Consider the following 25,138-nt stretch of genomic DNA (forward strand, 5'->3'; position numbering starts at 1 on the left):
TGTCTGTTATGCGGAAGGCTTTCCGCTCAATGGTTTACACTTTACAAACATCGGCCTTAGGGTGAAAGCGCAATATTTCGAGAGCTATATTCGAATTAATTGAACAAGCCGGTTTTGCCAACCATCACGGCGTAAAAGGGAATGTGCTATGCTAGGCGCAATTATTAGCGTTAATCAGCGGGTTATCTTAGCACTGTACGCTGAATCCACACCGTCTGAGTAAGGTACGTCACTACTATGTCTTCTCCGGTTTCATCCCCATTAACGCCGCTCTGGTCGCGGCTTGATGCGTTAATGCTGCGTGACCGTCAACGCTTGCAGCGTCGGTTACATGGCGCCAAAAAAATCAAAAATCCCGACGCTCAGCAAAGCATCGCCGCCGAGCTTGAGCAGGATATCATTGTTGCAGAGCGCCGCGTTGCACAACGTGTTGCGGCGACGCCGCGCATCACGTTTCCGGAAAATCTGCCAGTCAGCCAGAAGCAGCAGGTCATCGCAGAGGCGATTCGTGAACACCAGGTGGTTATCGTCGCGGGTGAAACCGGATCGGGCAAAACCACCCAGTTGCCCAAAATTTGCCTGACGCTGGGTCGCGGTATTACCGGCTTAATTGGTCACACTCAGCCGCGTCGGCTGGCGGCACGTACCGTTGCCAACCGCATCGCCGACGAGCTGGAAACTTCGCTCGGTGGCTGTGTGGGTTACAAAGTGCGGTTTAACGATCAGGTCAGCGAAACGACCCAGATTAAACTCATGACAGACGGAATTCTGCTGGCGGAAATCCAGCAGGACCGCATGCTAATGCAGTATGACACCATCATCATTGATGAGGCTCATGAACGCAGCCTAAATATCGACTTCCTGCTGGGCTACCTGCGGGAGTTACTGCCGCGTCGTCCCGATCTGAAAGTGATTATTACGTCAGCAACCATCGATCCCCAGCGCTTCTCTCGTCATTTCAACAACGCGCCGGTGATTGAGGTGTCGGGCCGCACCTATCCGGTAGAAGTGCGCTACCGTCCGGTGGTGGAAGAGGCGGAGGATGTTGACCGCGATCAACTGCAGGCCATCTTTGACGCGGTCGATGAGCTGGGGCGGGAAGGCCGGGGCGACATCCTGATTTTTATGAGCGGTGAGCGCGAAATTCGCGATACCGCCGACGCGCTGATGAAGCGCGATCTGCCCCATACCGAAGTGTTGCCGCTCTATGCCCGTCTGTCTAACAGCGAGCAGAACCGGGTATTTCAGTCGCACAGCGGGCGGCGTATCGTGCTGGCAACCAACGTCGCCGAAACGTCGCTGACCGTACCGGGCATCAAATACGTTATCGATCCCGGCACGGCGCGTATCAGCCGCTACAGCTATCGCACGAAAGTGCAGCGCCTGCCGATAGAGCCGATTTCGCAGGCCTCCGCGAATCAGCGTAAAGGACGTTGCGGGCGCGTGTCGGAAGGGATCTGCATACGGCTCTATGCCGAAGACGATTTCCTAAGCCGTCCGGCCTTTACCGATCCTGAAATCCTGCGCACCAATCTGGCCTCGGTTATTCTGCAGATGACCGCGCTGGGGCTGGGCGATATCGCGGCCTTCCCGTTCGTGGAAGCACCGGATAAACGCCACATTCAGGACGGCGTAAGGCTCCTGGAGGAGCTGGGGGCATTAACCCTCAATGACGACGGACATTACTCACTCACCGGCTCCGGCCGCCAGCTGGCGCAGTTGCCTGTCGATCCGCGCCTGGCGCGCATGGTGCTGGCAGCACAGCAGTATGGCTGCGTGCGGGAAGTGATGATCATCGCTGCCGGCTTATCGATTCAGGACCCGCGCGAACGTCCCGCCGACAAAAAGCAGGCCTCGGATGAAAAACACCGGCGCTTTGCGGATAAAGAGTCAGATTTTGTGGCGTTTGTGAACCTGTGGAACTACCTGGGCGAACAGCAGAAAGCGCTGTCCGGTAACCTGTTCCGCCGTCAGTGTAAAACAGACTATTTAAACTATCTGCGCGTGCGCGAATGGCAGGATATCTATACCCAGCTCCGTCAGGTGGTGCGCGAACTGGGCATTCCCGTTAACAGCGAACCAGCGGAGTACAGAGAGATTCACTGTGCCTTGCTGACCGGCTTACTGTCACATATCGGTCAGAAAGACGCCGATAAACAAGAGTTTACCGGCGCACGCAACGCCCGTTTTGCTATCTTTCCCGGCTCTGGGCTGTTTAAAAAGCCGCCTAAATGGACAATGGTCGCTGAACTGGTGGAAACCAGCCGGCTGTGGGGCCGCATGGCGGCGCGCATCGATCCCGAGTGGATTGAGCCGCTGGCGCAGCACCTGATCAAACGCAGCTACAGCGAACCGCACTGGGAGAAATCGCAGGGCGCGGTGATGGCCAGTGAGAAAGTGACTCTTTACGGTTTGCCGATTGTGGCTGCGCGCAAGGTGAATTACGGCACCATCGATCCCACGCTCAGCCGCGAGCTGTTTATTCGCCATGCGCTGGTTGAGGGCGACTGGCAGACGCGTCATGCGTTTTTCCGCGCTAATCAGAAACTGCGCAGCGAAGTCGAAGATCTGGAACATAAATCGCGCCGCCGCGATATTCTCGTGGATGATGAAACGCTGTTTGCTTTCTACGATCGGCGCGTGGGCAAGGACGTTGTTTCAGCCCGCCATTTTGACACGTGGTGGAAGCAGGCCAGCAAAACCAATGCTGAACTGCTAAATTTTGATAAGCAGATGCTGATCAAAGAGGGCGCGGATAAAGTCAGCCAGCTCGACTATCCCAACGTCTGGCATCAGGGAAATCTTAAACTCAAGCTAAGTTATCAGTTTGAACCCGGTGCGGATGCCGATGGCGTCACGGTCCATATACCTTTACCGCTGCTTAACCAGGTGGAGGAAGCGGGTTTTGAATGGCAGATCCCCGGCGTGCGGCGCGAGCTGATCATCGCCCTCATCAAATCGTTACCAAAGCCACTGCGCCGCAACCTGGTGCCTGCACCCAACTATGCTGAGGCGTTTCTGGGCCGTGTTACCGCCATGGAGATGCCATTGCTGGATGCGCTGTCGCGGGAATTCCGCCGCATGACCGGCGTGACGCTGGAGCGAGACAACTGGCAATGGGAACAGGTGCCCGATCATCTGAAAATGACGTTTCGGGTTGTCGATGAGCACAACCGCAAACTTCAGGAAGGCAAAGATCTTGCTGGGCTGAAACGCCTGTTAAAAGGAAAGGTGCAGGAAACGCTCTCTAACGTGGCGGACGATGGCCTGGAGCAGAGCGGTTTACACCTCTGGAGCTTCGGCGATTTACCGCGCAGTTACCAGCAAAAACGCGGCAGCTATGAGGTTAAAGCCTGGCCTGCTCTGGTTGACGAGAAGGACAGCGTGGGCATCCGCTTATTCGACAGCGAGCATGAACAGCAGAAAATGATGTGGCGCGGTCAGCGTCGCCTGTTGTTGTTGAATATTCCGTCCCCCGTGAAGTATCTGCATGAAAAGTTGCCGAACAAAGCCAAGCTGGGGCTGTATTTTAACCCATACGGCAAGGTCATGGAGCTGATTGATGACTGCATTGCCTGCGGCGTTGACAAGTTAATCGCGGAAGCCGGTGGCCCGGCATGGGAGCAAACGCAGTTTGAAGCGCTAAGGGAAAAAGTGCGCGCCGAACTCAATGATACCGTGGTAGAGATCGCAAAGCAGGTTGAGCAGATTCTGACAGCGGTATTTTCGATTAACAAACGTCTGAAAGGGCGGGTAGATATGACGCTGGCGCTGGCACTGGCGGATATAAAAGCGCAGATGAACGGCCTGGTTTACCGGGGTTTTGTCACCCAGAATGGCTGGCAGCATCTGGCAGATACGCTGCGTTATCTGCACGGCATTGAGCGACGGCTGGAGAAGTTGCCGGTCGATCCTCATAGCGATCGCGCCCGAATGCTCAAAGTGCAGGCCGTCGAGCAAGCGAGGCAGGCATGGTGGAATAAATTGCCGCCGCAGCGTCAGGATGACGCGGACGTGCAGCATATCCGCTGGATGATTGAAGAGCTACGAATCAGCCAGTTTGCGCAACAGCTGGGAACGCCTTATCCGATTTCGGATAAACGCATCCTGCAGGCAATGGAGCAAATCGCAGGCTAGTTGCCGAGACAGCTCGCGTATAAAAAGCCCGCACCTTGATGGATGCGGGCTTTTTTATGTGTTCAGATCGTGTAACCCTTCAGGCAACCTACTGGGCCAGCGCTTCAAGCCGGTCTTTAAAGGAGGTCACGGCAATCGCCCGGTTATCCGCAAGATAGCGATCTTTTGCGGCAGGTGCCGAACTCTGCACGGCAATCAGCTGCCAGCCTTTATCGCCTTTCAACAGTAGCGGCGAACCGCTGTCACCCGGCAGCGTATCACACTGGTGCGATAACACGGCACGCTGCGCCCAGCCGGTGATCAGGCAGTCGCTGTGTGAATACAGGCTGTCAAGATGATCGGCAGGGTAGCCAGCCTGAGTCACTTTACGTCCGGCTTCTTTAAGCGCGTCCGTTAAATCACTGCGTGAGCCATCAAACAGCGGAATCGGCGTAATGGCAGAAGGGGGGTTGCGTAAAATAACCAGACCATAGTCAAACGGTGCTGCGCTGCTGGGGACGATCCATCCTTCGCCATCGGCTTTTAGCCTGTGGACCAGAGAAGGTTCAACGCGGGCATCAATGTCGTGGATCTCGTAGCGCCAGCCTTTTTTGGTCGACATAAAGCGCAGCGCGACCGGTTTATCAAACTTGCCCGGTGGCGTCAGTAAACAGTGGCCTGCGGTCAGTGCCAGATGTGGTGAAATAAGCGTTGCGGTGCACAGGTTACCACTTTCGGTTTCCAGTTGACCTATCGCATCCCAGGGCGCGTCGCTGACGTCGGTAATCGCCTGACGATGATCCTTACCAAAAAACAGCATTTTTATTTCGGCAGGCGTCGGTGAATCATCATTATCATCGGCATGAACAACGGCGGTGAAACTGAAAAGTCCAACGATTAACAGGGTAGCCAGGCGCATAGAACTCTCAATAGCGAGAAAAAGAAAACGTTTTTGTTATTACTGAAGTGACATAACTATAGTCAGTGAGCGGTAAAAAAGGGAGTCTTTTCAGTTAATCAGTACGCGACAGCGACTAAATAAAAAAACTGGCCGCGATAACGCCACATAAGATCATCACAATCAGAATAATTTCGAAGCGATAGCGACGGACCATATTAGCCACTCCAGTAAAGAAACACCCGGCAGAACCGGGTGTTTTAATTATTAACGCTTACTCGGAACCCTAAAGGGTGACCTTATTTTTTAGCGGCTTTTTTGTGGTGCTTTTTAGCAGCCTGGGCTTTCTGAGCTGGTTTAGCTTTGTGGTGTTTTTTAGCGGCCTGGGCTTTCTGGGCTGCTTTAGCTTTGTGGTGTTTTTTAGCAGCCTGAGCTTTCTGGGCTGGTTTAGCTTTGTGGTGTTTTTTAGCAGCCTGGGCTTTCTGGGCTGGTTTAGCTTTGTGATGCTTTTTAGCGGCCTGCGCTTTCTGAGCGGTATCTTTCTTAGCGACTTTCTTTTTAGCCGCCTGAGCTTTCTGCGCGGTGTCTTTCTTCACTGCTTTTTTCTTAGCAGCCTGAGCTTTCTGTGCAGCTTTATGGTGCTTCTTGTGAGCGGCAGCTTTGTGTTCGGTCTTAGCAGGTGCAGCGGTAGTAGTAGTGGTAGCAGCAGCGGCTGGAGCAGCAGTTGTCTCGGCAGCGAAAGCAACTGAAGACAGACCCATGGCAGCGGCGATTACCAGTGCAAATAATTTTTTCATTGCAAAACCCTCGGACTATTTTTTCATGTGTAGCCCACTGCGGGGCCGGTGAAATGACTATATGAGAAAATAACAGGCGCGTCCGTGGGTCATTGGTATCGCCGTGTAACCGATTGTACAAAGTGGGCGGGGGGAAGTGAAAGGCGGCCTTCAGACCGCCTGCTACCTTAACTGTTCAGGTAACGCTGCTCAAGGTGTTTGCGGAAATAGTCCGGGTTCAGCGCCTCTCCCGTGGCATTAAGCATCAGCTGATCGGTAGAGAAACGGCTGCCGTGTTGCCAGATATTCTGTTGTAGCCAGTCAAAAACGGGCTGCAGTTCGCCATGCAAAATCAGCTCTGCCGACTGTGGAATCGCTTTTTGCAAAGCCTGGAACAACTGAGCCGCGTACATCGCGCCCAACGTATAGGTCGGGAAATAGCCGAACGCGCCATCGGTCCAGTGAATATCCTGCATGCAGCCGTTGCGGTAATTCCCGCGCGTATCGATGCCCAGAGACTGCTGCATTTTCTCATCCCAGAGTGCGGGGATATCCTCGACCTCAATCTCACCTTCGATGAGCGCACGTTCAATTTCATAACGCAGAATCACGTGGGCCGGATAGCTCAGCTCGTCGGCATCCACGCGAATCAATCCGGGTTTTACCTGCTGAGCTAAACGCACAAAGTTATCAGCCTGCAGTGCCGGTTGCGCCCCCATCTTAGCGATCACCTGCGGCAGGATGCGTTGCAGGAACTGCGCGCTGCGGCCCAACTGCATTTCCATAAACAGACTTTGTGATTCATGAATGGCGGTGGAGCGCGCCAGTGCCACCGGCTGGCCCCGCCACTGTTTGGGCAGGTTTTGCTCGTAACGGGCATGGCCGGTTTCATGGATCACGCCCATCATGGCACTCAGAAATTCATCCTGATTGTAACGGGTGGTGATGCGCACATCGTCGGGGACGCCGCCGCAGAAAGGATGCGCACTGATATCCAGCCGACCATGGTTAAAATCAAAGCCCAGCCCGGCCATAATGCTCAGCCCCAGCTCGCGCTGCGCCTCGATGGGGAATGGCCCCTGAGGGGTTAACTTGGGTTCTTGCGCCTGTTTTTCCACCACCTGTTGCAACAGCGCCGGTAGCCAGGTTTTTAACTGTCCAAACGTCTCATCCAGTCGGGCGCTGGTCATCCCCGGCTCAAAAACATCGAGCAGGGCATCGTACCGGGAACAGCCATTGGCTTGCGCGCGCAGTTGCGCTTCCTCACGACTTAAGCGCACCACCTCTTTCAAATTTGTGGCAAAGCCCTGCCAGTCATTGGCGGGACGCTGGCTGCGCCAGGCATGTTCACAGCGCGAACCCGCAATGGATTTTGCTTCGACCAGTTCGGCAGGCAGTAAGGTCGCCTGGGTCCAGGCGCGACGCATCTCGAGCAGGTTGGCGCGCTCTACATCATTGAGAGATTGCTGTTCTGCCTGCTCAAGCCAGTCACCCAGGCGCTTGTCTGTCAGGATCTGGTGCTGCAAAACACTCATCTCCGCCAGCGCTTCACCCCGCGCAGCACTGCCGCCTGGTGGCATCGTGGTCTGCATATCCCATCCGGCGATGGCGCTGACGTGGCTGAAACGCGACAGGCGCTGAAAAGTGGCACAAAGTTGTTGATAAGCTGAAGTCACATAATGCTCCTGAATGAGTTAACGTCGTGGCAGTTCCCGAAAGGGAAGATCCAGCGGCCAGCAAAAGCGAACGCTGGCCCCGCCAAGCGGGCTGGTTTCAATAGAAACCCGGCCACTTAATGCATGGGCAATAGAGTGAACGATGGCAAGGCCAAGCCCACAGCCCCCGGTGGCGCGGTCACGGCTTGGGTCGAGTCGTACAAAAGGTTCAAATACGCGTTCACGTTCATCAAGGGGAATGCCCGGGCCATCATCTTCGACCTGCAGGTTCCCCAGCGCACCATCAAACCACAGGCTAACCCGCAGGCGCTGACCGGCATAACGCAGTGCGTTATTGACCAGGTTATCCAGTACGCGCTCCATCAGTCGGGTATCTGAAATCCCGTAGTTTTCACGCTGGGGTAAATCGAGATCGATCTGTGTCTCCGGGTTTATCGCCCGGAAATCTTCCATGCGCTCACGTAACCAGTTCGCCAGATCCAGCGACTGCAAATTAAGATCGACGCGGGGCCGATCGAGACGGGCATAGGTCAGCAGCTCTTCAATCAGGCTTTCTAACTGGCTGACATCGCGGTTCAATGCCGCTGACTCCGCTTCGGTCAGATTGTCGCTCATCTCCAGACGATAGCGCAAACGTACCAGCGGCGTTCGCAGTTCGTGGGCGATGCCGTCAATCAGCTGTTTTTTACTGGCGACCAGCGTATTAATGTTTTCCGCCATTTGGTTAAAAGCCACGCCGACCCTGAACAGGCTAGAGGTGCTGTCGAAGTGCGTGCGGACATCAAGCTGTCCCTGACCAAAACGCTGAGCCGCGTGCTCCAGCCGCAGCATCTCTTTCCAGTGCGGACGTAGCCAGATAAAAACCGGCAACCCCAGCGACATCCCGATAAACACCACCAGGGCCATATCCAGCAGGCGCATCTGGTGCAGATAAAACAGGTAAGGGATTGGCCCAACGGTCAGAACGTAGTGGCTGCGGGGAATGTGCTGCAGGAAAGTGTATTTATCATCCAGCGCCACGATTTCGCCTGCGCGCAGCCGGCGCAGTTCATTTTCATCCAGTTCAAACTTACTCATTGGCTCAATATGCAGCTCAAACGACAAGCCGAGATCGAGACTCTTAATCGTCTTATTCCAGTCCCGTGGCGGGATCTCACGCAGTTCGCTGCGGATCAGATAGAGCGAACTGGCCATCAGGTCGTTCATTGACTGGCGACCGGCACGCTCGGCGGTAAATTTGTAAACCAGCCCGACCATTAGCGACATCACCAGGAAACAGACAAACAGCAGCAGGTAGAACTGAATAAAAAGTTTTTTCATACCGAACGCGTGTCCCAGGCCTGTGGCGCAAACAGATAGCCTTTATTACGGATGGTTTTAATACGAAATGGCTCGGTGGCGCTGTCGTGCAGCTTTTTGCGCAGGCGCGAAATCGCTACGTCAATGCTGCGATCCATCCCGTCGTAGCTGACGCCGCGCAGCGTTTTTAGCAGCGCGTCACGGTTCAGAATTTGCCCGGCATGGCTCGCCAGCACCCAGAGCAAATCGAAATCTGCCGTAGACAGGGCAATGTTTTCGTCAAACAGCACGACCTGACGATTGAGCGCATCAATCGTCAGAGAGCCAAAGCGTAACATGCGATTGTTTTTCGCTGGCGCCGGGGCTTCTTCGCTCTGGCCCTGCTGGGACTGGCGCAGATGCAGGCGCAGTCGGGCCAGCAACACCGCAGGGGGCGCCGTTTTCAGGATATAATCCTGGGCGCCCATCTCCAGCGCCAGGATATGGTTCATGTCGCTGTCGAGAGACGTGAGCAGGACAATCGGTCCCTGCCAGTTCGCGCGTAAGTCACGACAGATTGACATACCGTCTTTGCCTGGCAGCATGATATCCAGCATGACCAGGTCGGGCTGCTGCTCGACAATAGTGGCTTCCGCCCGATCGCCGCGCGTCTCCACAATCACTTCAATATCATGTCGTCCAAGGTAAGCGGCAATCAGCGAGCCCACTTCCGGTTCATCTTCAACGTAAACGATTTTGTGCATGATGCTTTCTAACGTAAAAAGGAGGGGTAAAGCATAACTTTTCCTGACGCAGAGCTCTATGCAATCACACGAAATATCCTTGAGTAACTGGGATATATTCCGCAAAATAGACAGTCATTAACCCTGCGTTTAACGTGTGTTCCGGATTCATTGTGATCACCTTGAGGAGCCAAAGTGTTTGATAAAGAGCTGGCATCAGCGGTATACCGCGATCGCATCTGCTTTAATTACAGTGATTTCCTGTCGGCATCCTGTAAAAAACGATGGAGCTTTGTGGATGCAATCTACGGCGTACTGCCTATATTTGGCATGGTGACACGCAAATCTGCGCACAGCTTACAGGCGAGTGAAGATCAGCTTAAAGAATTAGCATTACAAATCATTTCAACGCAGGTCAGCGATGAAATCAACATAGCCCGTTTGATCACGCTTGCCGAGCAGCAACACATTTCCCGCTTCGATATTCAGCTTCCGTACCCGCTGTCAGACAAGCAGCTTGAGGCTATTCATGAAGAATACCCTAAGCCTGTAGCACTGACACAGCAGGATGACCTGCTGTGTGTCGTACTGGATCAGGCGCACTAGGCAAGCAGTTCCCACATCGCAGGAAGGGTTGCCGCCACGATCAGCATCATGGCAACCCGTTCGACCGGCTTCAATGCCACCTCATGCCCGCGACGGCGCGCAAAAATAAACAGTAAAATACCCGGCGCATAGAGCACCACTGACGTAAACAGATGCAGCGGGCCTGACGCATACAACAGCCAGATGCCATACAGGCTGGCGCCCACACCGACGGCAAGCGCCCAGAATTTTTGCTGTCCTTTCACCACTTTAATCAGATAAAGTCCGACCAGCAGATAGGGCACCAGAATCATTTCAGAGGCAATGGTGAGCAGCGTGTTGTAATCTGCGCCGGTCAGGGCAATGAGGATCAGGCAAACCTGAATACTGCCGTTTGTCAGCCATAACGAGGCGGCAGGCGCGTTGCGGGCGTTCTGCCGGGCAATACTGCGTGGAAACGCACCCTGCTGTGCGGCAATAAAGGGCACTTCAGCCGCCATGATCGTCCAGCTCAGGTAAGCCCCGCACACGGAAATAATCAGGCCCACCACAATAATGGCGTTACCCCAGCTCCCCGTCAGGCGCGTCATCAGGCCCGCCATGGAAGGATTCCGCATTTCCGCCAGCTCCGCACGGGGAACGATGCCCAGTGACAGCAGCGTCACCAGCAAATAGACCAGCAGGGCAGCCAGCACCGCCAACAGCGTCGCGCGTCCGACATCCTTTTTATGCTTTGCACGAGAGGATACAACCACCGCGCCTTCCACGCCGATAAACACCCACAGCGTGATCAGCATGGTCTGCTTGACCTGTTCCCACAAGGGGACGCCCAAACTGAGTCCGGAAAAATCGAAGTGAAATCGGTCATAATTGAAGGCCAGAACGGCCAGCACAACAAACAGCAACAGTGGAACCAGTTTGCCAAGGGTTGCCAGCAGGTTGATGCTGGCAGCGGTTTGCACCCCGCGCAGCACCAGCCAGTGAACCAGCCACAGCAGCACCGATGCGCCCAGCATCGCCTGCCACGTGTTACCGTTGCCAAAAATGATCCGATCAGGCGTATCCGTAAAGAAGCTCAGCGCAGAAAAAACGATAACCAGGTAGGAGACGTTAGCGATAACCGCACACAGCCAGTAACCCCACGCGGAACAAAATCCGGTCAGTTCGCCAAATCCGGCGCGGGCATAGGTAAAAATCCCGCCGTCCAGTTCAGGTTTCAGCCGCGTCAGTAACAGCATCGCCAGCGAGAGGAAGATAATCCCCGCGCCCGTGATCAGCCAGCCGATCAACAGCGCCGCCGGACCGGCGACCGCCGCCATATTTTGCGGCAAGCTGAAAACACCTGCGCCCAGCATAGAGCTGAGAACCAGCGCTGTCAGGGCACTGAGGCCTAATTTTTTCTCCAAAACGTTCTTCCTGCTAGCATAAGTGGCTGGATGACCAGCATAAACACAACGTTATATCGTCATTGTGTTACGTATAGCGCGTTAAATACTCTGAAAAACAGGCGGAGGATTTTACGGAGTGCGGTGAAGGATGGCAATGCGTGGCTATGCAAAATCGAGCAGGAATTATGCAAACAGACAACAGGGCGGCTGGCGCCGCCCTGCGGTATTTTATTTGAACAGATCGGCTGTCACGGTCAGGTTGCCACCGCTCTGGTTCTGCCACTGACGCGTCACATGGTAGAATTTAGCCCCTTTCTCGGCAGCGCGTTTCGCGGTTTCCTGTGAAACCTCGGTTGGCGTACCAAAATGTCCGCTAAAGGTTACGGTATCAAACGGCTGCATCTGTGCTGCCGTGACCGCATTCACTTCCTGGATCTCTTTGCCGTCCGGCAAGGTCACCGTATAGCGTTTACCGGTTGAGCTCTGCGTTTCAAAGAAGCGGCCTACCGTGTTGCTAGGGGTTTCTGAAGAGGCGACGCCGGGGATTTCCACTTTCTTAGCGGCTGCACCGCCTGCCGCCAGCGCTGCTTTGCCCGCCTGAGAGTCTGCCGGGATGGTGTCCGGACTCTGCACCACGCGCTGTTTCGCATCGGCCTTATAGATGTACGCGGTAATGAACTGGTTGCCGCCGGTATTGGCATCAACCTGACGCACGATAAAGAAGGAGGCTGCGCCTTTTTCTTTTGCGGCTTTGGAGATCGCGTCATTCACATCAGGCTGGCTCGGGAAGAAGCCGTTGACGGTCACGGTATCGAAGGGTTCCAGGCGATAAGCCTCTGCCTTGGGCAGCTCTTTCAGGCCATTGAACATCCGGTATTCAGTTTCCTGACTGGCTTTAGGCGCGTTGGCCTTGTACAGGTCTGCGGTCACGCGCCAGTTGCCGCTGTTACCGTTGCTGTCGTTAATGCCTTGAATGTAATAAGAATCTGCATTCAGTTCATCAGCACGTTTTGAAACGGCATCGGCCGCATCGCCAATTGCATTGAAACGACCGGTGATATTAATACGTTCGAATGGCTTCAACGCGGCCGCTTGTTCTGGCGTCAGCTCTTTAGCCGCAAATGCATTTGCCGCCAGCAGAGATAACAGGGTAGATGCCAGAATAGTGTTCTTCAGCTTCATAAAAATGATCCTTCGCCTTACGCAAAATGAGTACGAAAACGTGCTGGACTCTTGATGTATAACAGATTAGCCGCTGATTATTACATGTTATAAACACGCTGTCGCAGCCATTTTTTGCGATATATCTCTTGTTGTGAGCCAGATTATTCAATCCTGACCGCGCGCCGCGCGATTTTGCCTTACGCTTAAGACAATAAGATGAAATGCGCTGTGATAACAGTACAAAAATGGTTAATGCATTGTTAATTTTAGCTTTTTTTAAAAGGAATATCAGGGTGAAGCGCGCAACAGTCAGCAGATTGTTTGCTGCTAATGTCCCTGTACAGTGAGGTTATGCGGAATTGTGTCACTCCGGCTGGATATTACGGCGAATGTGACATAACTGCGCCTGTGCAGTAGATCGTCCGTAACAATTTCAGTAGCTTTAGAAACGATTAGGTTATTGCTTTTTATCACATTGCCTGATGGTCGGTATCGGCACGGCAATGTGTACCGCAAGGATCATCCTCCTTTAATCGATGAAAGGGAAAACTATGTTAATTGGAATACCCAAAGAGCGATTGGCTAACGAGTCACGTGTGGCAGCGACGCCCAAGACCGTTGAACAGCTAATCAAGCTGGGTTTTAGCGTGGCTGTAGAGCATGATGCAGGTAAGCGCGCCAGCTTTGATGATGACAGCTATCTTGCCGCGGGGGCCTCGCTGACTGACAGCCAGCAGGTCTGGCAGGCCGATATCGTGCTGAAGGTGAACGCACCCGATGATGACGAGACAGGTCTGACCCGCGAGGGCAGCACGCTGGTGAGCTTTATCTGGCCCGCTCAGCATCCCGAACTGCTTGCAAAGCTCGCCGCGCGACATGTCACGGTGATGGCCATGGATGCCGTTCCCCGTATTTCCCGCGCCCAGTCGCTCGACGCGCTCAGTTCCATGGCGAACATTGCCGGTTATCGTGCGATCGTCGAGGCCGCACATGAGTTTGGCCGCTTCTTTACCGGGCAGATCACCGCGGCGGGTAAAGTGCCACCGGCAAAAGTCATGGTCATTGGTGCCGGCGTGGCTGGCCTGGCGGCGATTGGTGCAGCCGGCAGCCTTGGCGCCATTGTGCGCGCTTTTGATACGCGTCCTGAGGTCAAAGAGCAGGTCCAGAGTATGGGCGCGGAATTCCTTGAACTCGATTTTGCAGAGGACGCGGGCAGCGGCGATGGGTACGCCAAAGTGATGTCCGATGCCTTTATTCAAGCTGAAATGGCGCTGTTTGCTCAGCAGGCGCAAGAGGTCGATATCATCGTCACCACGGCGCTGATTCCGGGAAAACCCGCACCAACGCTCATCACCGAAGAGATGGTGGCCAGCATGAAGCCGGGCAGCGTTATTGTGGACCTCGCGGCGCAAACCGGCGGCAACTGTGCGCTGACGGTTGCCGATCAGGTTACCGTCACCGCCAACGGCGTGAAAATCATTGGCTACACCGATTTACCGAGCCGTTTACCCACCCAGTCTTCACAACTTTACGGCACTAACCTCGTTAATCTGATGAAGTTGCTGTGCAAAGAGAAAAACGGTGAAATTGCTATCGATTTCGCCGATGTTGTCATCCGTGGCGTTACCGTCGTGCGCGATGGCGAGGTGACCTGGCCTGCGCCACCGATTCAGGTCTCGGCTGCACCTAAAGCCACAACCACGTCTGCACCGGTGCAGAAAAAGAGTGAGGTTGCGACGGGATCGCCACGACGCAGCTATCTGCTGCTGGCGCTGGCCATCGTGCTTTTTGCCTGCCTGGCGAACGTCGCACCCCGTGAATTCCTGTCACATTTCACCGTCTTCGCGCTCGCCTGCGTAGTGGGTTACTACGTGGTGTGGAACGTGAGCCATGCGTTGCATACACCGCTGATGTCTGTCACCAATGCCATTTCCGGCATTATCGTGGTAGGCGCTGTGCTGCAAATGGGACATGGCGGTTGGGTCAGCTTCCTGTCTTTTATTGCCGTATTGATCGCCAGCATCAATATTTTCGGTGGCTTCACCGTCACGCAGCGCATGCTGAAAATGTTTCGTAAGGGGTAACACATGTCTGGCGGATTAGTGACAGCAGCATACATTGTTGCCGCAATACTTTTTATTATGAGCCTTGCCGGGCTTTCTAAACATGAAAGCTCAAGACAAGGGAATCTCTTTGGCATCAGCGGCATGGCAATTGCGCTCATCGCCTCCATTTTTGGTCCCGATAGCAGCAATGTCGTCTGGATTTTGCTGGCGATGGTTATCGGCGGGGCCATCGGCATCCGGTTAGCCAGACGGGTTGAAATGACAGAAATGCCCGAGCTGGTTGCCATTCTGCACAGCTTTGTCGGGCTGGCTGCGGTATTGGTGGGGATCAACAGCTATATCGATCATGCCCCCGGACTGCCTGCAGTCATGGAAAATATCCATCTCAGCGAAGTGTTTATCGGTATCTTTATTGGTGCGGTCACCTTTACAGGATCGCTGGTTGCGTTCGGTAAGCTGTGCGGGAAACTGTCGTCCAGACCGCTGATGTTGCCTCACCGGCATAAGCTGAATCTGCTGGCGCTGATCGTGTCATTCCTGCTGTTGCTGTGGTTCGTCAACACAGACAGTAGCGTCGCGCAGGGATTTGCCCTGTTTGTCATGATGGTCATTGCACTGGCTTTCGGCTGGCATCTGGTTGCCTCCATCGGCGGGGCAGACATGCCTGTCGTCGTTTCTATGCTGAACTCCTATTCAGGCTGGGCGGCGGCGGCGGCAGGCTTCATGCTCAGCAACGATCTGCTTATCGTAACCGGCGCGCTGGTGGGGTCATCGGGTGCCATCCTCTCCTACATTATGTGTAAGGCGATGAACCGTTCGTTTATCAGCGTCATTGCCGGCGGCTTTGGCAGCGACAGCAGCGCGGTAACGGACAGCGAAGAGGCTGGCGAACACCGCGAGATCAGTGCGGAAGACACCGCAGAAATGCTGAAGTCATCCACGAGCGTCATTATCACGCCCGGCTACGGGATGGCGGTGGCACAGGCACAGTATCCGGTGGCCGAGATCACCGAAAAACTGCGCGCCCGTGGCATCAAGGTACGCTTCGGTATTCATCCGGTCGCTGGGCGTTTACCCGGCCATATGAACGTCCTGCTGGCTGAGGCAAAAGTGCCTTATGACGTGGTACTGGAGATGGACGAAATTAACGATGACTTCAGCGACACGGATACGGTGCTGGTGATCGGTGCCAACGATACGGTCAATCCCGCCGCTCAGGACGATCCCGGCAGCCCGATTGCCGGTATGCCGGTGCTGGAAGTGTGGAAGGCGCAAAACGTGATTGTGTTTAAGCGGTCAATGAATACCGGCTATGCCGGTGTGCAAAACCCGCTGTTCTTCAAAGAAAACACCCAAATGCTGTTTGGTGATGCCAAAGCCAGCGTGGAAAATATTCTTAAAGCGCTGTAATAAACAAGGGCGACACATTGTGTCGCCCTTGTTGCGAACCTCGCCTGATTAGTCGTGCTCGTCATCCTCTTCAAGCGTAATCGGCGAAACAAAGTCATCCGGTTTTATCGCCAGCAGATCGCAGCGCAGGTGATCGATCACCTGTTCCGCCGTGTTGCCCAGGAAAGCGGCCGACAGTCCGGTTCGGCCAATAGTGCCTAATACCACAATCCCCGCGCCCAGATGCCCTGAAAGTTCGGGTATGACTTCTTCCGGTAAACCTTTCTCGACATGGGTGAACTCTTCACTGATAGAGAACTTCTGCCGTAGCGCTTTCATCGCCACCAGGTGCTGGCCACGAATCGCGTCGTTGTACACACTGGGATCAAAGTCGGGCAGCTCAATGGCAATATTGATCGGCGTGATGGGATAGGCGCCCACCAGATGAACTTCGGTATGGTTTACGCTTTCTGCCAGTTTAACGGTTTCACGAATGAGTTTCTGATTCAGGGCATCGTGGTGAGGTTCTTCGCTGGCGAGGTTAACCGCCACCAGAGCTTTGCCACCTTCGGGCCAGGGCTGATCTTTGACCATCCACACCGGACAAGGACATTTACGCAACAGATGCCAGTCCGTCGGCGTAAAGATCACCGCTTCCAGCCGATCGTGCTGGTGCGCCATCTTAAGCACCAAATCATGCTGATGAGCCAGCACTTCCTGAATGATGGCTTCGTAAGGACGGTTATGCCAGATCACTTTGATATCAATATCCACGCCTGCATCCAGATAGGCCTGGGCCTGTTCGCGTATCCACTCTGAGCGCTGAGAGATCACGCCCTGACGCATTGAGGTGCGCTCATCCGGTGAGAGCAGGGTGGTCATCTCATATGAGAAGTCGTAGATAGGCAGAAAAGCTTTGATTTTGCCGCCGATAAGCTGGTTGAGATATACCGCACGTCGCAGCGCGGGCTGGTCATCCTGTTGAGGATCGATGGCGACCAGAATATTTTGATACTGGGACATAGGCTACTCTCCTTAAACCAAAGCGACTGGATTAAAGATAGCCTATGTTCAACGCAGTAAGAAAGTGAAAAAGATGTAGCCGGATCAATAAAATAACATTTATTAACCCGGCTTAACCATCAGGCTGCCTGATGGCTCTGGCCCGCCAGACCTTCCAGCATGGCGTGGTTCTCAATAGTGATGTATTTCCCTTTCACCGCCAGCATGCCTGATTTCTGAAAACGCCCCAGCAAACGGCTAATGGTTTCAACGGTTAACCCCAGATAGTTGCCGATGTCGCCACGCGTCATGGTCAAACGGAACTCACGCTGTGAGAACCCCCGCTGACCGTAACGGCGGGATAAGTTCCAGATAAAGGCCGCCAGCCGCTCTTCAGCGTTCTTCTTGGACAGCAACAGGATCATGTCCTGATCGCCTTTGATTTCGCCGCTCATCAGACGCATCATCTGCTGACGCAGGGCCGGCATTTTGCCCGATAAATCATCCAGCGTATCAAAGGGGATTTCACAGACCATCGCCGTTTCCAGCGCCTGGGCAAAGCTTGGATGGCTGGCATTCATGATGGCGTCAAAACCGACCAGATCACCCGCCAGATGGAACCCGGTAATTTGTTCATCGCCCTGTTCAGTGATGGTATAGCTTTTGATCGTGCCGGAACGGATAGCATAAAGGGAGCGGAGGTCGTCACCGGCTTTAAACAGCGTATGACCTTTCTGAATGGGTTTCTTTCGCTCAATAATGTTATCTAGCTGATCAAGCTCATGTTCGTTCAGTGTGAAAGGGATGCATAACTGGCTAATGCTGCAATCCTGGCAGTGAATCGCACAACCGCCTGACTGTATACGTTTTTCAGGGAACATAGTGGTTTGCTCGACGATAATTGACTGCGGTCAATTTTACCATTTTTCGCTCGCAAAGGAACTCATCCGAGCAGTTTTTAGGCATACAAAAAGTGTGGTCTGTTACACTTCGCTGAAGGCTGTTATTACTGGCTTTCTTGATGTCAAAGTGTAACGGCCGTCAATATATGTTTACGGTTTTATGATTTCAGACAGGATCTTTCTTTATCTTAAGACCGGGAATAAGGGTTAAAAACGGGGTTAGCGCAGACTTTCCCGATTTTGCTACTATTCGGGTTAAGCACTATTTTGCGTCATATCATTTTACAGGGGCGAGCGATGAACCTTGACGATGACAATCTGTTCCGTGACGCGATGAATGACGTTACGCCACTCAGAGATGCGGACAACACGCGGTGGAATCCTCTCTCCGCCAGTAAAAAAGCACGTCAACTGCCGCCAGAACAGGAAGATGAAAACATCTTAACGCGCGGTTATCTGGATATTATCCCGCTGGATCAGCCTCTGGAATACAAAGCAGAGGGCATTCAGCAGGGCGTGTTAGATAAGCTACGCAAGGGGCAGTATACGCTGGACGCCAGCCTTAACTTACTGCGTCAGCCTGTAGAGGTCTGTCGCCAGAACCTGTTTAATTTCATTCGTGAGGTGCGGCAAGCCGGGTTTCGCAACCTGCTTATCATTCACGGTAAAGGGCGCGACAGTGAATCCCACGCCAACATCGTACGAAGTTATCTGGATCGTTGGCTACGGGAGCTGGATGAGGTGCAGACCTTCTGTGTGGCGCAAAAGCAGCACGGCGGGGCGGGCGCGCTTTACGTCGGATTACGTAAGACCGAGAAAGCGCGTCAGGACAACTGGGAGCGACATGCAAAACGCAGTCGCTAACTGTGAAATTTACGAATAGTACTCATCAGAACCTCAGCGCTCAGGCTTAAGGTATCGCCGGTCCGGGTGATAATACCGACCGGCTCGCCAGGGCCTGGAGAGGTAATGGGCAGCGAGAAGACGGCGTTGTGACTGAGATCTTCTTTAATGGCGCCTGAAGGCACAAACCAGATGTAGTCATAGCGTAGCGCCAGTTGGCGGGCCAGCGAAGTGGAAGAGGTTTCAACGCAATGTGGCGGTAAACAGCAGCCCTGCTCGTCAAGCATCTGCTGGGCCAGGCGGCGCGGAGCCGTTCCTTCGGGGGAAATCACTACCGGCCACTGCATGGCGCGGGATAAGGTGACGTTGTCACTTAACAGGGGATGTTCCGGCCTGACAACCAGTTTTAATGATTCGAGGAACAGCAGTTCATAGGTTAAGCCGGTCATCATCTCTTTATCAGCCATACGACCAATGCCGATATCAAATTCGCCCGCGCGCAGTCCGGCCAGCAAGACATTGTTGTGCAACGTGGCAACCTGAATGGTGGTGTTAGGACGCAGTTGATGAAAGCGATCGAGAATCTGTGGCAACATGCCCATCGCGGCAGTCGTAAGCGCGCCAAGCCGAATCACGGCAGGACGCTCGTTGATCTGTTCGTTAAAGCTCTGACCGGCATGGTTCAGTGCATCCAGCACCTTTACCGCATGCGTCAGAAACTGCTCTCCCATGGTGGTGAGCTGTGCGCCCAGTCGGCCGCGTTCGAACAGCCTGACGCCCGTCAGTTCCTCGAGTTCGTTAAGGGTTTTAGAGAGTGCAGGCTGGCTAAGACTTAACGTCTCGGCTGCACGCCCCAGCGTTCCCTGCTGCGCAACGGCAACAAAGGCATGTAAATGACGCAAGCGAATGCGCTGATTGAAAAGGATATTTTTTTCCATTTCCCAAACTTAATGACATTGCCAGGTAACTGGCAACTATTTAAGCTGGATTTTGTTAACTTTGCTGCAAATTTTTATTAACAATGTGTACTTTTTATCGGGTTTTCATTTAAGTTACTGATAAATAATGCTTGAGGCGCTATCGTCGGATAACGCAGCCGCCAGTCGTGACTGAAAAATCATTAACTTAACTAACCATTTTTTGAATGATTATTATTCTCGTGTAAAATTCACGCGTTTTATCGTTAACGATCGGCTATCATAAGCGCCGTTTTTTTTACCAAAACTGATAGTTATTTCGTTAAGGAGAGTACGTCCGTGAGCAGCGTTGAGTCGGTAGACGTTCGCCGGTTAATCAATCAGGGTGCCCTGAGCGGTGGCCAAATTCGATTGATTGTACTCTGTTTTATCGTCGTGGCGCTTGATGGGATGGATATCGCCATCATGGGGTTTATCGCGCCCTCGCTGAAAGCGTCCTGGAACGTCACGAACCATCAGTTAGGCGTCGTCATCAGTGCGGCGCTTATTGGCCTGGCGCTGGGCGCCATGATCGCCGGTCCACTGGCCGACCGCTTTGGTCGTCGCTTAATGATTATATTCAGCGTGCTGTTTTTTGGCTTATGGACACTGGTCACCGCGTTTTCGCACAGCATTGAGCAGATGATCCTGTTCCGCTTTTTGACCGGGCTCGGATTGGGCGCAGCCATGCCGAACGTCAGCACCCTGGTCGCAGAATATGCCCCCGAGCGCCGTCGCTCATTCATCATCACCGTGGTTTTCTGCGGCTTTACCTTTGGCGCAGCCAGCGGAGGCTTTGCGGCATCCTGGCTGTTACCGCGTTACGAATGGCATTCTGTTCTGTTGCTGGGCGGTATTTTACCGCTGCTGGTGCTCCCGGTGCTGATACGGCAACTGCCAGAATCAGTGCGTTTCTTAATTAGCCGTGGTGCGCCGGCAGAACGCATCCGAACCATTCTGGAGCGTATGATTCCGGGCAGTACGAACCCGCACAGTCAGTTTCAATCCTCCGAAGCGGACGCCACTCAGCCAGACAAAAACGCAATCGCCACGGTTATCTCTCCCCGCTACCGTACCGGCAGCCTGATGCTGTGGGGCGGCTATTTTATGGGGCTCTTTCTGGTTTATCTGATAGGTAGCTGGCTGCCTTCGCTGGTGAGTAAACAGGGGATGACCGTGACCCAGGCCGCCATTATCACCGCCATGTATCAGGCGGGCGGCACCCTGGGCTCGTTATTTGCTGGCTGGTTGATGGACAGATTTAATGCCAACCTGGCGTTGGCCGTCATCTATTTTTGTGGCGGGATTGCCATTGTGGCGTTGGGTTTCTCACCGGCGCAGGTCACCGTCATGAGCAGCATAGCCTTCTGTAGCGGCTTTTGCTTTAACGGTGCTAATACCGGCATGAATGCCTTATCAGCCAGCTATTATCCTACCCATGCCCGCGCGACCGGCTCCAGCTGGATGCATGGCGTGGGCCGAATCGGTGCCATCCTCAGCGCGTTTGTGGGAGCAGAAATGCTGTCGCTCGGCTGGTCTTTTAACCTGATCTTTTTGCTTCTGGCGATCCCGGCCGTCCTCACGACAGCGATGCTGGTGATTAAAAACCGTTATGGTTTTAAGCCGATCACAAATTCATGATTTTTTCCGCTGACGGCAACGCGTTGGATTACAGTAGCTGCAACGCTCATGCTTTCAGGTGGTGATTATGGATAACGTTATCAGTGCGGATGCCATCCGTACGGGCTTTTCAAAGGCAATGTCGGACATGTATCAGCAGGAAGTGCCGCTGTACGGCACGTTGATGCAGTTGGTCAAAGACGTTAATCAGGCCTCGCTGGCGGCGGACAGCGCCCTGCAGCAGCGCCTGGCGCAAGCCGATGAGCTGAGCCGTTTAAGCCTGGAACGCCACGGTGCAATCCGCGTCGGCAGCGCCGAAGAGCTGGCCATGCTGCGTCAGATGTTCGCCGTTATGGGCATGTTCCCGGTCGGCTATTATGACCTTTCTCAGGCGGGCGTACCGGTACACTCAACCGCGTTTCGCCCTGTTGACGACGACGCGTTGCGTCGTAATCCGTTCCGTATTTTTACCTCATTACTGCGGCTTGAATTGATTGAAGACCCGGCGCTGCGCGATGAAGCTGCCGCAATTCTGGCCTCGCGGGACATTTTCACCGCAGGCTGTCGCGCATTAATTCAACAGCATCAACAGCAGGGCGGTCTGACTGAGACGCAGGCGCAGCGCTTTATTACCGAGGCGTTAGAAACCTTTCGCTGGCACTCGCATAGCCTCGTTGAAAGCCACACCTATCAGGCCCTTAATCAACAACACCGGCTGATTGCGGACGTCGTGTGTTTTCCTGCCTGTCATATCAACCACCTGACACCGAGAACCCTGGACATTGATCGCGTTCAGGCGTTAATGCCCGAACGTGGCATCGATCCCAAAAACGTTATTGAAGGCCCGCCTCGGCGCAAGGTGCCGATTTTATTACGCCAGACCAGTTTTAAAGCGCTGGAGGAACCTGTCGTTTTCAAAGATGGCTACCAGGGCACCCATACGGCAAGATTTGGTGAGATAGAACAGCGCGGCGCGGCCTTAACCCCAGAGGGGCGCGCGCTTTACGATCGGCTGCTGACTGAGGCCGGAAGCGGCGCAGACAATCAACAGCATCAGCAACGGTTGTCTGCTGTATTTCAGGCTTTTCCGGATAACGAAACCGATCTACGCCGGGAGGCTCTGGCCTGGTTTCATTATCGCCTGAGTGATAAAGGCCGGGCTGAACCGCCTCAGCCCGGTGAACCGCTGGACGCCCTGATCGAACAGGGCCGCATTCTGGCTGATCCCATTATTTATGAGGATTTTCTACCGGTCAGCGCGGCGGGGATTTTTCAGTCTAACCTCGGGGATCACACCCAGGCGCGCTCGTCAGGCCAGGCAAGCCGCAGCAGCTTTGAAGCCGCACTGGGCTGCGCAGTACTGGACGAAATGGCGCTGTATGCCCAGCGTCAGGAAGCCTCAATACAACGTTGCGGCCTGGCATGCTAACCCACCGGGGCGTGATTGCCCCGGATTGCGCGACTATTGCAGCCGTGAATCACGTATCAGCGTGAATCTTCCCGCGCCCAGCAGCATGATCACCAGCGCGCCCAGCAGAAACAGCGCTTCGGTCTCCAGCGACCAGGCGCCCACGCCGGTGCGATGCCATAGTGCCCCGGTTTTGACCAGCAGCGTTGCCACCACCATATTCACCGCCACAATGAACGCCGCAGGCCGCGTCATCAGCCCCACAATCAGCATCAGCGGGGCGATAATTTCCCCGATCCAGGCACCCCAGGCAAGAAATCCTGGCAGGCCGTGCTGGTGCAGCAGTTGGGCAATCCAGCCCACCCCGTGCACCAGCTTGAACTCACCGTGAAACAGCAGCAGTCCACCCAGTGTCAGACGCAATAACAGCTTGCCCAGGTCAGGATGATCGGTCATTCGAACAAAAAGTTGATTGATGCCACTGAACATTTTCTATTCCTCTCACGCTTTAAACGACATGCAGTACTAAAAACAGGTTCGCCGGGAGCGGTCAATCCCGGCGGACGTGCGCAGCACATTTTCGGTATTTTTACCCGCTGTGTTTCTGGACAAAGACAGATGGCCTGAAATAATGACCGCCTACGCAGACAAGGAATAATGCATGAAAAATGAGCACGGCCTGAAGATCGCTATCGCGGACGGTGAGCTGCAAGGCGGCATCGATGACGGGATCTTTGTGTTTAAAGGTATTCCTTACGCTGCGCCGCCTGTGGGGGACCAGCGCTGGCGCGCGCCCCAGCCCGTCATCCCCTGGCAGGGCGTGCGAAGCGCACTGCATTTTTCTGCCGCGAGCTGGCAGAACCGCGAATACTGCCTTGCGATTGGCGGCGGCGATCCCGGCGATTTCAGCGAGGACTGTCTTTATCTCAATGTCTGGACGCCTGAACTGCAGCCCGATAAGCCTCTGCCGGTGATGGTATGGCTGCACGGGGGCGGATTTACCCTCGGTTCCGGCGGGCTGGCTCCCTACAACGGTAAACCGCTGGCCTCACGCGGCGCGGTTATCGTCACGATTAACTATCGGCTGGGCCATCTTGGCTTTTTTGCCCATCCGGCCATGGAAAAAGAGCAGTCGGCGACCGGGACGCTTCACAATTTTGCCCTGCTGGATCAGATCGCGGCTTTACGCTGGGTTCAGCGCCATATTCACGCATTCGGCGGCGATGCCCGTAACGTTACGCTGTTTGGCGAGTCATCTGGCGCACGTAGCCTGTTATCGCTGTGCTGTTCGCCCCTGTCAGCCGGTTTGTTCCACAAGGGAATTGTGCAGAGTGCCTATAGTCTGCCAGACGTGACGCGGACCACGGCGCTTGAGAAAGGCGTGAAGGTGGCCAGCCGTTTAGGTTTGCCCGCTGATGCCAGCATGGAACAGCTGCGCGCGCTGCCTGCTGAGGCCTTTTGGTCACTGGACAGCAGCTACGGGCTGGGTCCTGTTGCCATCGCGGGCGATGCGGTCCTTCCCGCGCCGGTACTGGATACGTTTATGGCCGGACGTCAGCATCGTCTGCCGCTGATGGCCGGAAGCAACAGCGACGAAGCCAGCGTACTGGCGTATTTCGGTGTCGATGCCGCCACGGTGGTAGACCGGCTTCGTCGTCAAAACCGGTTCAGCTATCAGCTGTTGAAATGGATTTATCCGCTTGAGACGGATGCGTTGCTCGGACGTGCCGTGGCACGGGATATGACGTTTAGCCTGCTTCCCTGGCTGGTGATGCGGGCGCAGCAAAAAGTCGCTATGCCGGGCTGGCGCTACTGGTTTGATTACGTATCTGAACATTCGCGGGACCTTTTTCCGCACGGCACCTGGCACGGTAACGAAATCCCCTACGTCATGAATACTCTGCATAACCTGCCCGCTGTCAGCGACGATCGCCGCTTTACGGCCGCCGATCACGCGTTTGCGCAGCAGGTCAGTGACTACTGGTTTCTCTTTGCCCGCGACGTGAACACCAGCACGACGCAACTGGACGGGATCTTGCCCTGGCCTGCCTGGCAGGCGAATAATGACGTGACAATGTCACTCGGGTGCGAGGGGAAAGCGGGGCTCAGACTCATGCCGCGCTTTATGCGTCGGCGGCTGGCGCTGTTTCGTCTGATGATGTCGCGTATGGTTCGCCTATAGTGCTCCCTCAGCCCTCGTGCCGGGTGCCATCCTGCGCGCCCTCCAGGCTGATTTTTGCTGAAACGGTGATCTGTCGCGGAGGCAGTGCACCAGCATAAAAAAGTTTAACAGCGCTGTTACATTTTCGGCCTTTCTGCCGATATATC

General features: G+C 54.5%; 19 protein-coding genes. 8 read left to right on the plus strand and 11 right to left on the minus strand.

Translation table 11 applies throughout. The features are described 5' to 3' along the window. Positions 1 to 237: 237 nt before the first annotated feature. Positions 238 to 4,137: an ATP-dependent RNA helicase HrpA gene (hrpA, locus tag QLG08_RS04630; protein ID WP_089517325.1), complete on the plus strand. Its 3,900-nt coding sequence runs from the start codon at positions 238 to 240 to the stop codon at positions 4,135 to 4,137. An 88-nt stretch (positions 4,138 to 4,225) separates the two neighbouring features. On the opposite strand, the gene QLG08_RS04635 is transcribed toward hrpA, so the two are convergent. The 5 genes from QLG08_RS04635 to rstA form a co-directional block, all read right to left on the minus strand. After that, positions 4,226 to 5,035, minus strand: a complete 810-nt coding sequence (locus tag QLG08_RS04635; protein ID WP_013025882.1) for a serine protease — start codon at positions 5,033 to 5,035, stop codon at positions 4,226 to 4,228. A 278-nt stretch (positions 5,036 to 5,313) separates the two neighbouring features. After that, positions 5,314 to 5,811, minus strand: a complete 498-nt coding sequence (asr, locus tag QLG08_RS04640) for an acid resistance repetitive basic protein Asr (RefSeq protein ID WP_013025879.1) — start codon at positions 5,809 to 5,811, stop codon at positions 5,314 to 5,316. A gap of 167 nt (positions 5,812 to 5,978) precedes the next feature. Then, positions 5,979 to 7,466, minus strand: a complete 1,488-nt coding sequence (locus QLG08_RS04645; protein ID WP_238493375.1) for a carboxypeptidase M32 — start codon at positions 7,464 to 7,466, stop codon at positions 5,979 to 5,981. An 18-nt stretch (positions 7,467 to 7,484) separates the two neighbouring features. Next, the gene (gene rstB, locus QLG08_RS04650) at positions 7,485 to 8,786 is read right to left on the minus strand and encodes a two-component system sensor histidine kinase RstB (protein WP_013025877.1); all 1,302 of its coding nucleotides are present in this window, start codon (positions 8,784 to 8,786) and stop codon (positions 7,485 to 7,487) included. Continuing rightward, positions 8,783 to 9,508 carry a two-component system response regulator RstA gene (rstA, locus tag QLG08_RS04655; protein WP_014593781.1) on the minus strand — a complete coding sequence of 242 codons (726 nt, stop codon included), beginning with the start codon at positions 9,506 to 9,508 and terminating at the stop codon, positions 8,783 to 8,785. The genes rstB and rstA overlap by 4 nt, the downstream gene beginning before the upstream one ends. A gap of 174 nt (positions 9,509 to 9,682) precedes the next feature. On the opposite strand from rstA, the gene QLG08_RS04660 reads away from it, so the two are divergent. After that, positions 9,683 to 10,093, plus strand: coding sequence for a hypothetical protein (locus tag QLG08_RS04660; protein ID WP_013025875.1), 411 nt, complete (start codon positions 9,683 to 9,685; stop codon positions 10,091 to 10,093). On the opposite strand, the gene QLG08_RS04665 is transcribed toward QLG08_RS04660, so the two are convergent. After that, positions 10,090 to 11,478: a basic amino acid/polyamine antiporter gene (locus QLG08_RS04665; RefSeq protein WP_064373842.1), complete on the minus strand. Its 1,389-nt coding sequence runs from the start codon at positions 11,476 to 11,478 to the stop codon at positions 10,090 to 10,092. The genes QLG08_RS04660 and QLG08_RS04665 overlap by 4 nt on opposite strands. Positions 11,479 to 11,688: 210 nt before the next feature. Beyond that, the gene (gene ydgH, locus QLG08_RS04670; RefSeq protein WP_013025873.1) at positions 11,689 to 12,642 is read right to left on the minus strand and encodes a DUF1471 family protein YdgH; all 954 of its coding nucleotides are present in this window, start codon (positions 12,640 to 12,642) and stop codon (positions 11,689 to 11,691) included. 533 nt (positions 12,643 to 13,175) lie between these two features. On the opposite strand from ydgH, the gene pntA reads away from it, so the two are divergent. Both pntA and pntB read left to right on the plus strand, forming a co-directional pair. Then, complete coding sequence (pntA, locus tag QLG08_RS04675) at positions 13,176 to 14,708, plus strand: Re/Si-specific NAD(P)(+) transhydrogenase subunit alpha (protein ID WP_029568811.1); 1,533 nt, start codon at positions 13,176 to 13,178, stop codon at positions 14,706 to 14,708. Positions 14,709 to 14,711: 3 nt separating this feature from the next. Further along, positions 14,712 to 16,100, plus strand: coding sequence for a Re/Si-specific NAD(P)(+) transhydrogenase subunit beta (pntB, locus tag QLG08_RS04680; protein ID WP_238493374.1), 1,389 nt, complete (start codon positions 14,712 to 14,714; stop codon positions 16,098 to 16,100). Between the two features lie 48 nt (positions 16,101 to 16,148). Here pntB and uspE read toward each other — a convergent pair whose 3' ends face one another. Continuing rightward, positions 16,149 to 17,102 (minus strand): universal stress protein UspE, encoded by a 954-nt coding sequence (gene uspE, locus QLG08_RS04685; protein ID WP_013025870.1) that lies wholly within the window; start codon positions 17,100 to 17,102, stop codon positions 16,149 to 16,151. 119 nt (positions 17,103 to 17,221) lie between these two features. Further along, positions 17,222 to 17,962: an FNR family transcription factor gene (locus QLG08_RS04690; protein WP_013025869.1), complete on the minus strand. Its 741-nt coding sequence runs from the start codon at positions 17,960 to 17,962 to the stop codon at positions 17,222 to 17,224. A gap of 318 nt (positions 17,963 to 18,280) precedes the next feature. On the opposite strand from QLG08_RS04690, the gene smrA reads away from it, so the two are divergent. Beyond that, on the plus strand, positions 18,281 to 18,847 hold the full coding sequence (gene smrA, locus QLG08_RS04695; RefSeq protein WP_014593778.1) for a DNA endonuclease SmrA: 567 nt from the start codon (positions 18,281 to 18,283) through the stop codon (positions 18,845 to 18,847). Here smrA and QLG08_RS04700 read toward each other — a convergent pair. After that, positions 18,844 to 19,764 carry a LysR substrate-binding domain-containing protein gene (locus QLG08_RS04700; protein ID WP_013025867.1) on the minus strand — a complete coding sequence of 307 codons (921 nt, stop codon included), beginning with the start codon at positions 19,762 to 19,764 and terminating at the stop codon, positions 18,844 to 18,846. The two genes, smrA and QLG08_RS04700, sit on opposite strands and share 4 nt — an antisense overlap. Positions 19,765 to 20,082: 318 nt before the next feature. Between QLG08_RS04700 and QLG08_RS04705 the strand changes: the two genes are divergently transcribed. Both QLG08_RS04705 and QLG08_RS04710 read left to right on the plus strand, forming a co-directional pair. Continuing rightward, complete coding sequence (locus tag QLG08_RS04705) at positions 20,083 to 21,423, plus strand: aromatic acid/H+ symport family MFS transporter (RefSeq protein WP_013025866.1); 1,341 nt, start codon at positions 20,083 to 20,085, stop codon at positions 21,421 to 21,423. 67 nt (positions 21,424 to 21,490) lie between these two features. Beyond that, a complete protein-coding gene (locus QLG08_RS04710) occupies positions 21,491 to 22,831 on the plus strand; it encodes a VOC family protein (protein WP_238493373.1) in 1,341 nt (446 codons plus the stop codon). 33 nt (positions 22,832 to 22,864) lie between these two features. On the opposite strand, the gene QLG08_RS04715 is transcribed toward QLG08_RS04710, so the two are convergent. Further along, entirely contained in the window at positions 22,865 to 23,299 is a 435-nt protein-coding gene (locus QLG08_RS04715; protein WP_014605776.1) for a DoxX family protein, read from the minus strand. 172 nt (positions 23,300 to 23,471) lie between these two features. Between QLG08_RS04715 and QLG08_RS04720 the strand changes: the two genes are divergently transcribed. Next, on the plus strand, positions 23,472 to 24,992 hold the full coding sequence (locus tag QLG08_RS04720; RefSeq protein WP_210494459.1) for a carboxylesterase family protein: 1,521 nt from the start codon (positions 23,472 to 23,474) through the stop codon (positions 24,990 to 24,992). Positions 24,993 to 25,138 lie beyond the last annotated feature (146 nt).

Source organism: Pantoea sp. V106_11 (assembly GCF_029967885.1).
Taxonomy (GTDB): domain Bacteria; phylum Pseudomonadota; class Gammaproteobacteria; order Enterobacterales; family Enterobacteriaceae; genus Pantoea; species Pantoea ananatis.

Coding starts and splice junctions, on each gene's coding strand:
- pntA (WP_029568811.1), top strand. CDS start 13,176: ATGTTAATTGGAATACCCAAAGAGCGATTGGCTAACGAGTCACGTGTG.
- QLG08_RS04635 (WP_013025882.1), bottom strand. CDS start 5,035: ATGCGCCTGGCTACCCTGTTAATCGTTGGACTTTTCAGTTTCACCGCC.
- rstB (WP_013025877.1), bottom strand. CDS start 8,786: ATGAAAAAACTTTTTATTCAGTTCTACCTGCTGCTGTTTGTCTGTTTC.
- QLG08_RS04690 (WP_013025869.1), bottom strand. CDS start 17,962: ATGTTCCCTGAAAAACGTATACAGTCAGGCGGTTGTGCGATTCACTGC.
- ydgH (WP_013025873.1), bottom strand. CDS start 12,642: ATGAAGCTGAAGAACACTATTCTGGCATCTACCCTGTTATCTCTGCTG.
- pntB (WP_238493374.1), top strand. CDS start 14,712: ATGTCTGGCGGATTAGTGACAGCAGCATACATTGTTGCCGCAATACTT.
- QLG08_RS04700 (WP_013025867.1), bottom strand. CDS start 19,764: ATGGAAAAAAATATCCTTTTCAATCAGCGCATTCGCTTGCGTCATTTA.
- rstA (WP_014593781.1), bottom strand. CDS start 9,508: ATGCACAAAATCGTTTACGTTGAAGATGAACCGGAAGTGGGCTCGCTG.
- QLG08_RS04710 (WP_238493373.1), top strand. CDS start 21,491: ATGGATAACGTTATCAGTGCGGATGCCATCCGTACGGGCTTTTCAAAG.
- QLG08_RS04715 (WP_014605776.1), bottom strand. CDS start 23,299: ATGTTCAGTGGCATCAATCAACTTTTTGTTCGAATGACCGATCATCCT.
- asr (WP_013025879.1), bottom strand. CDS start 5,811: ATGAAAAAATTATTTGCACTGGTAATCGCCGCTGCCATGGGTCTGTCT.
- hrpA (WP_089517325.1), top strand. CDS start 238: ATGTCTTCTCCGGTTTCATCCCCATTAACGCCGCTCTGGTCGCGGCTT.
- smrA (WP_014593778.1), top strand. CDS start 18,281: ATGAACCTTGACGATGACAATCTGTTCCGTGACGCGATGAATGACGTT.
- QLG08_RS04720 (WP_210494459.1), top strand. CDS start 23,472: ATGAAAAATGAGCACGGCCTGAAGATCGCTATCGCGGACGGTGAGCTG.
- uspE (WP_013025870.1), bottom strand. CDS start 17,102: ATGTCCCAGTATCAAAATATTCTGGTCGCCATCGATCCTCAACAGGAT.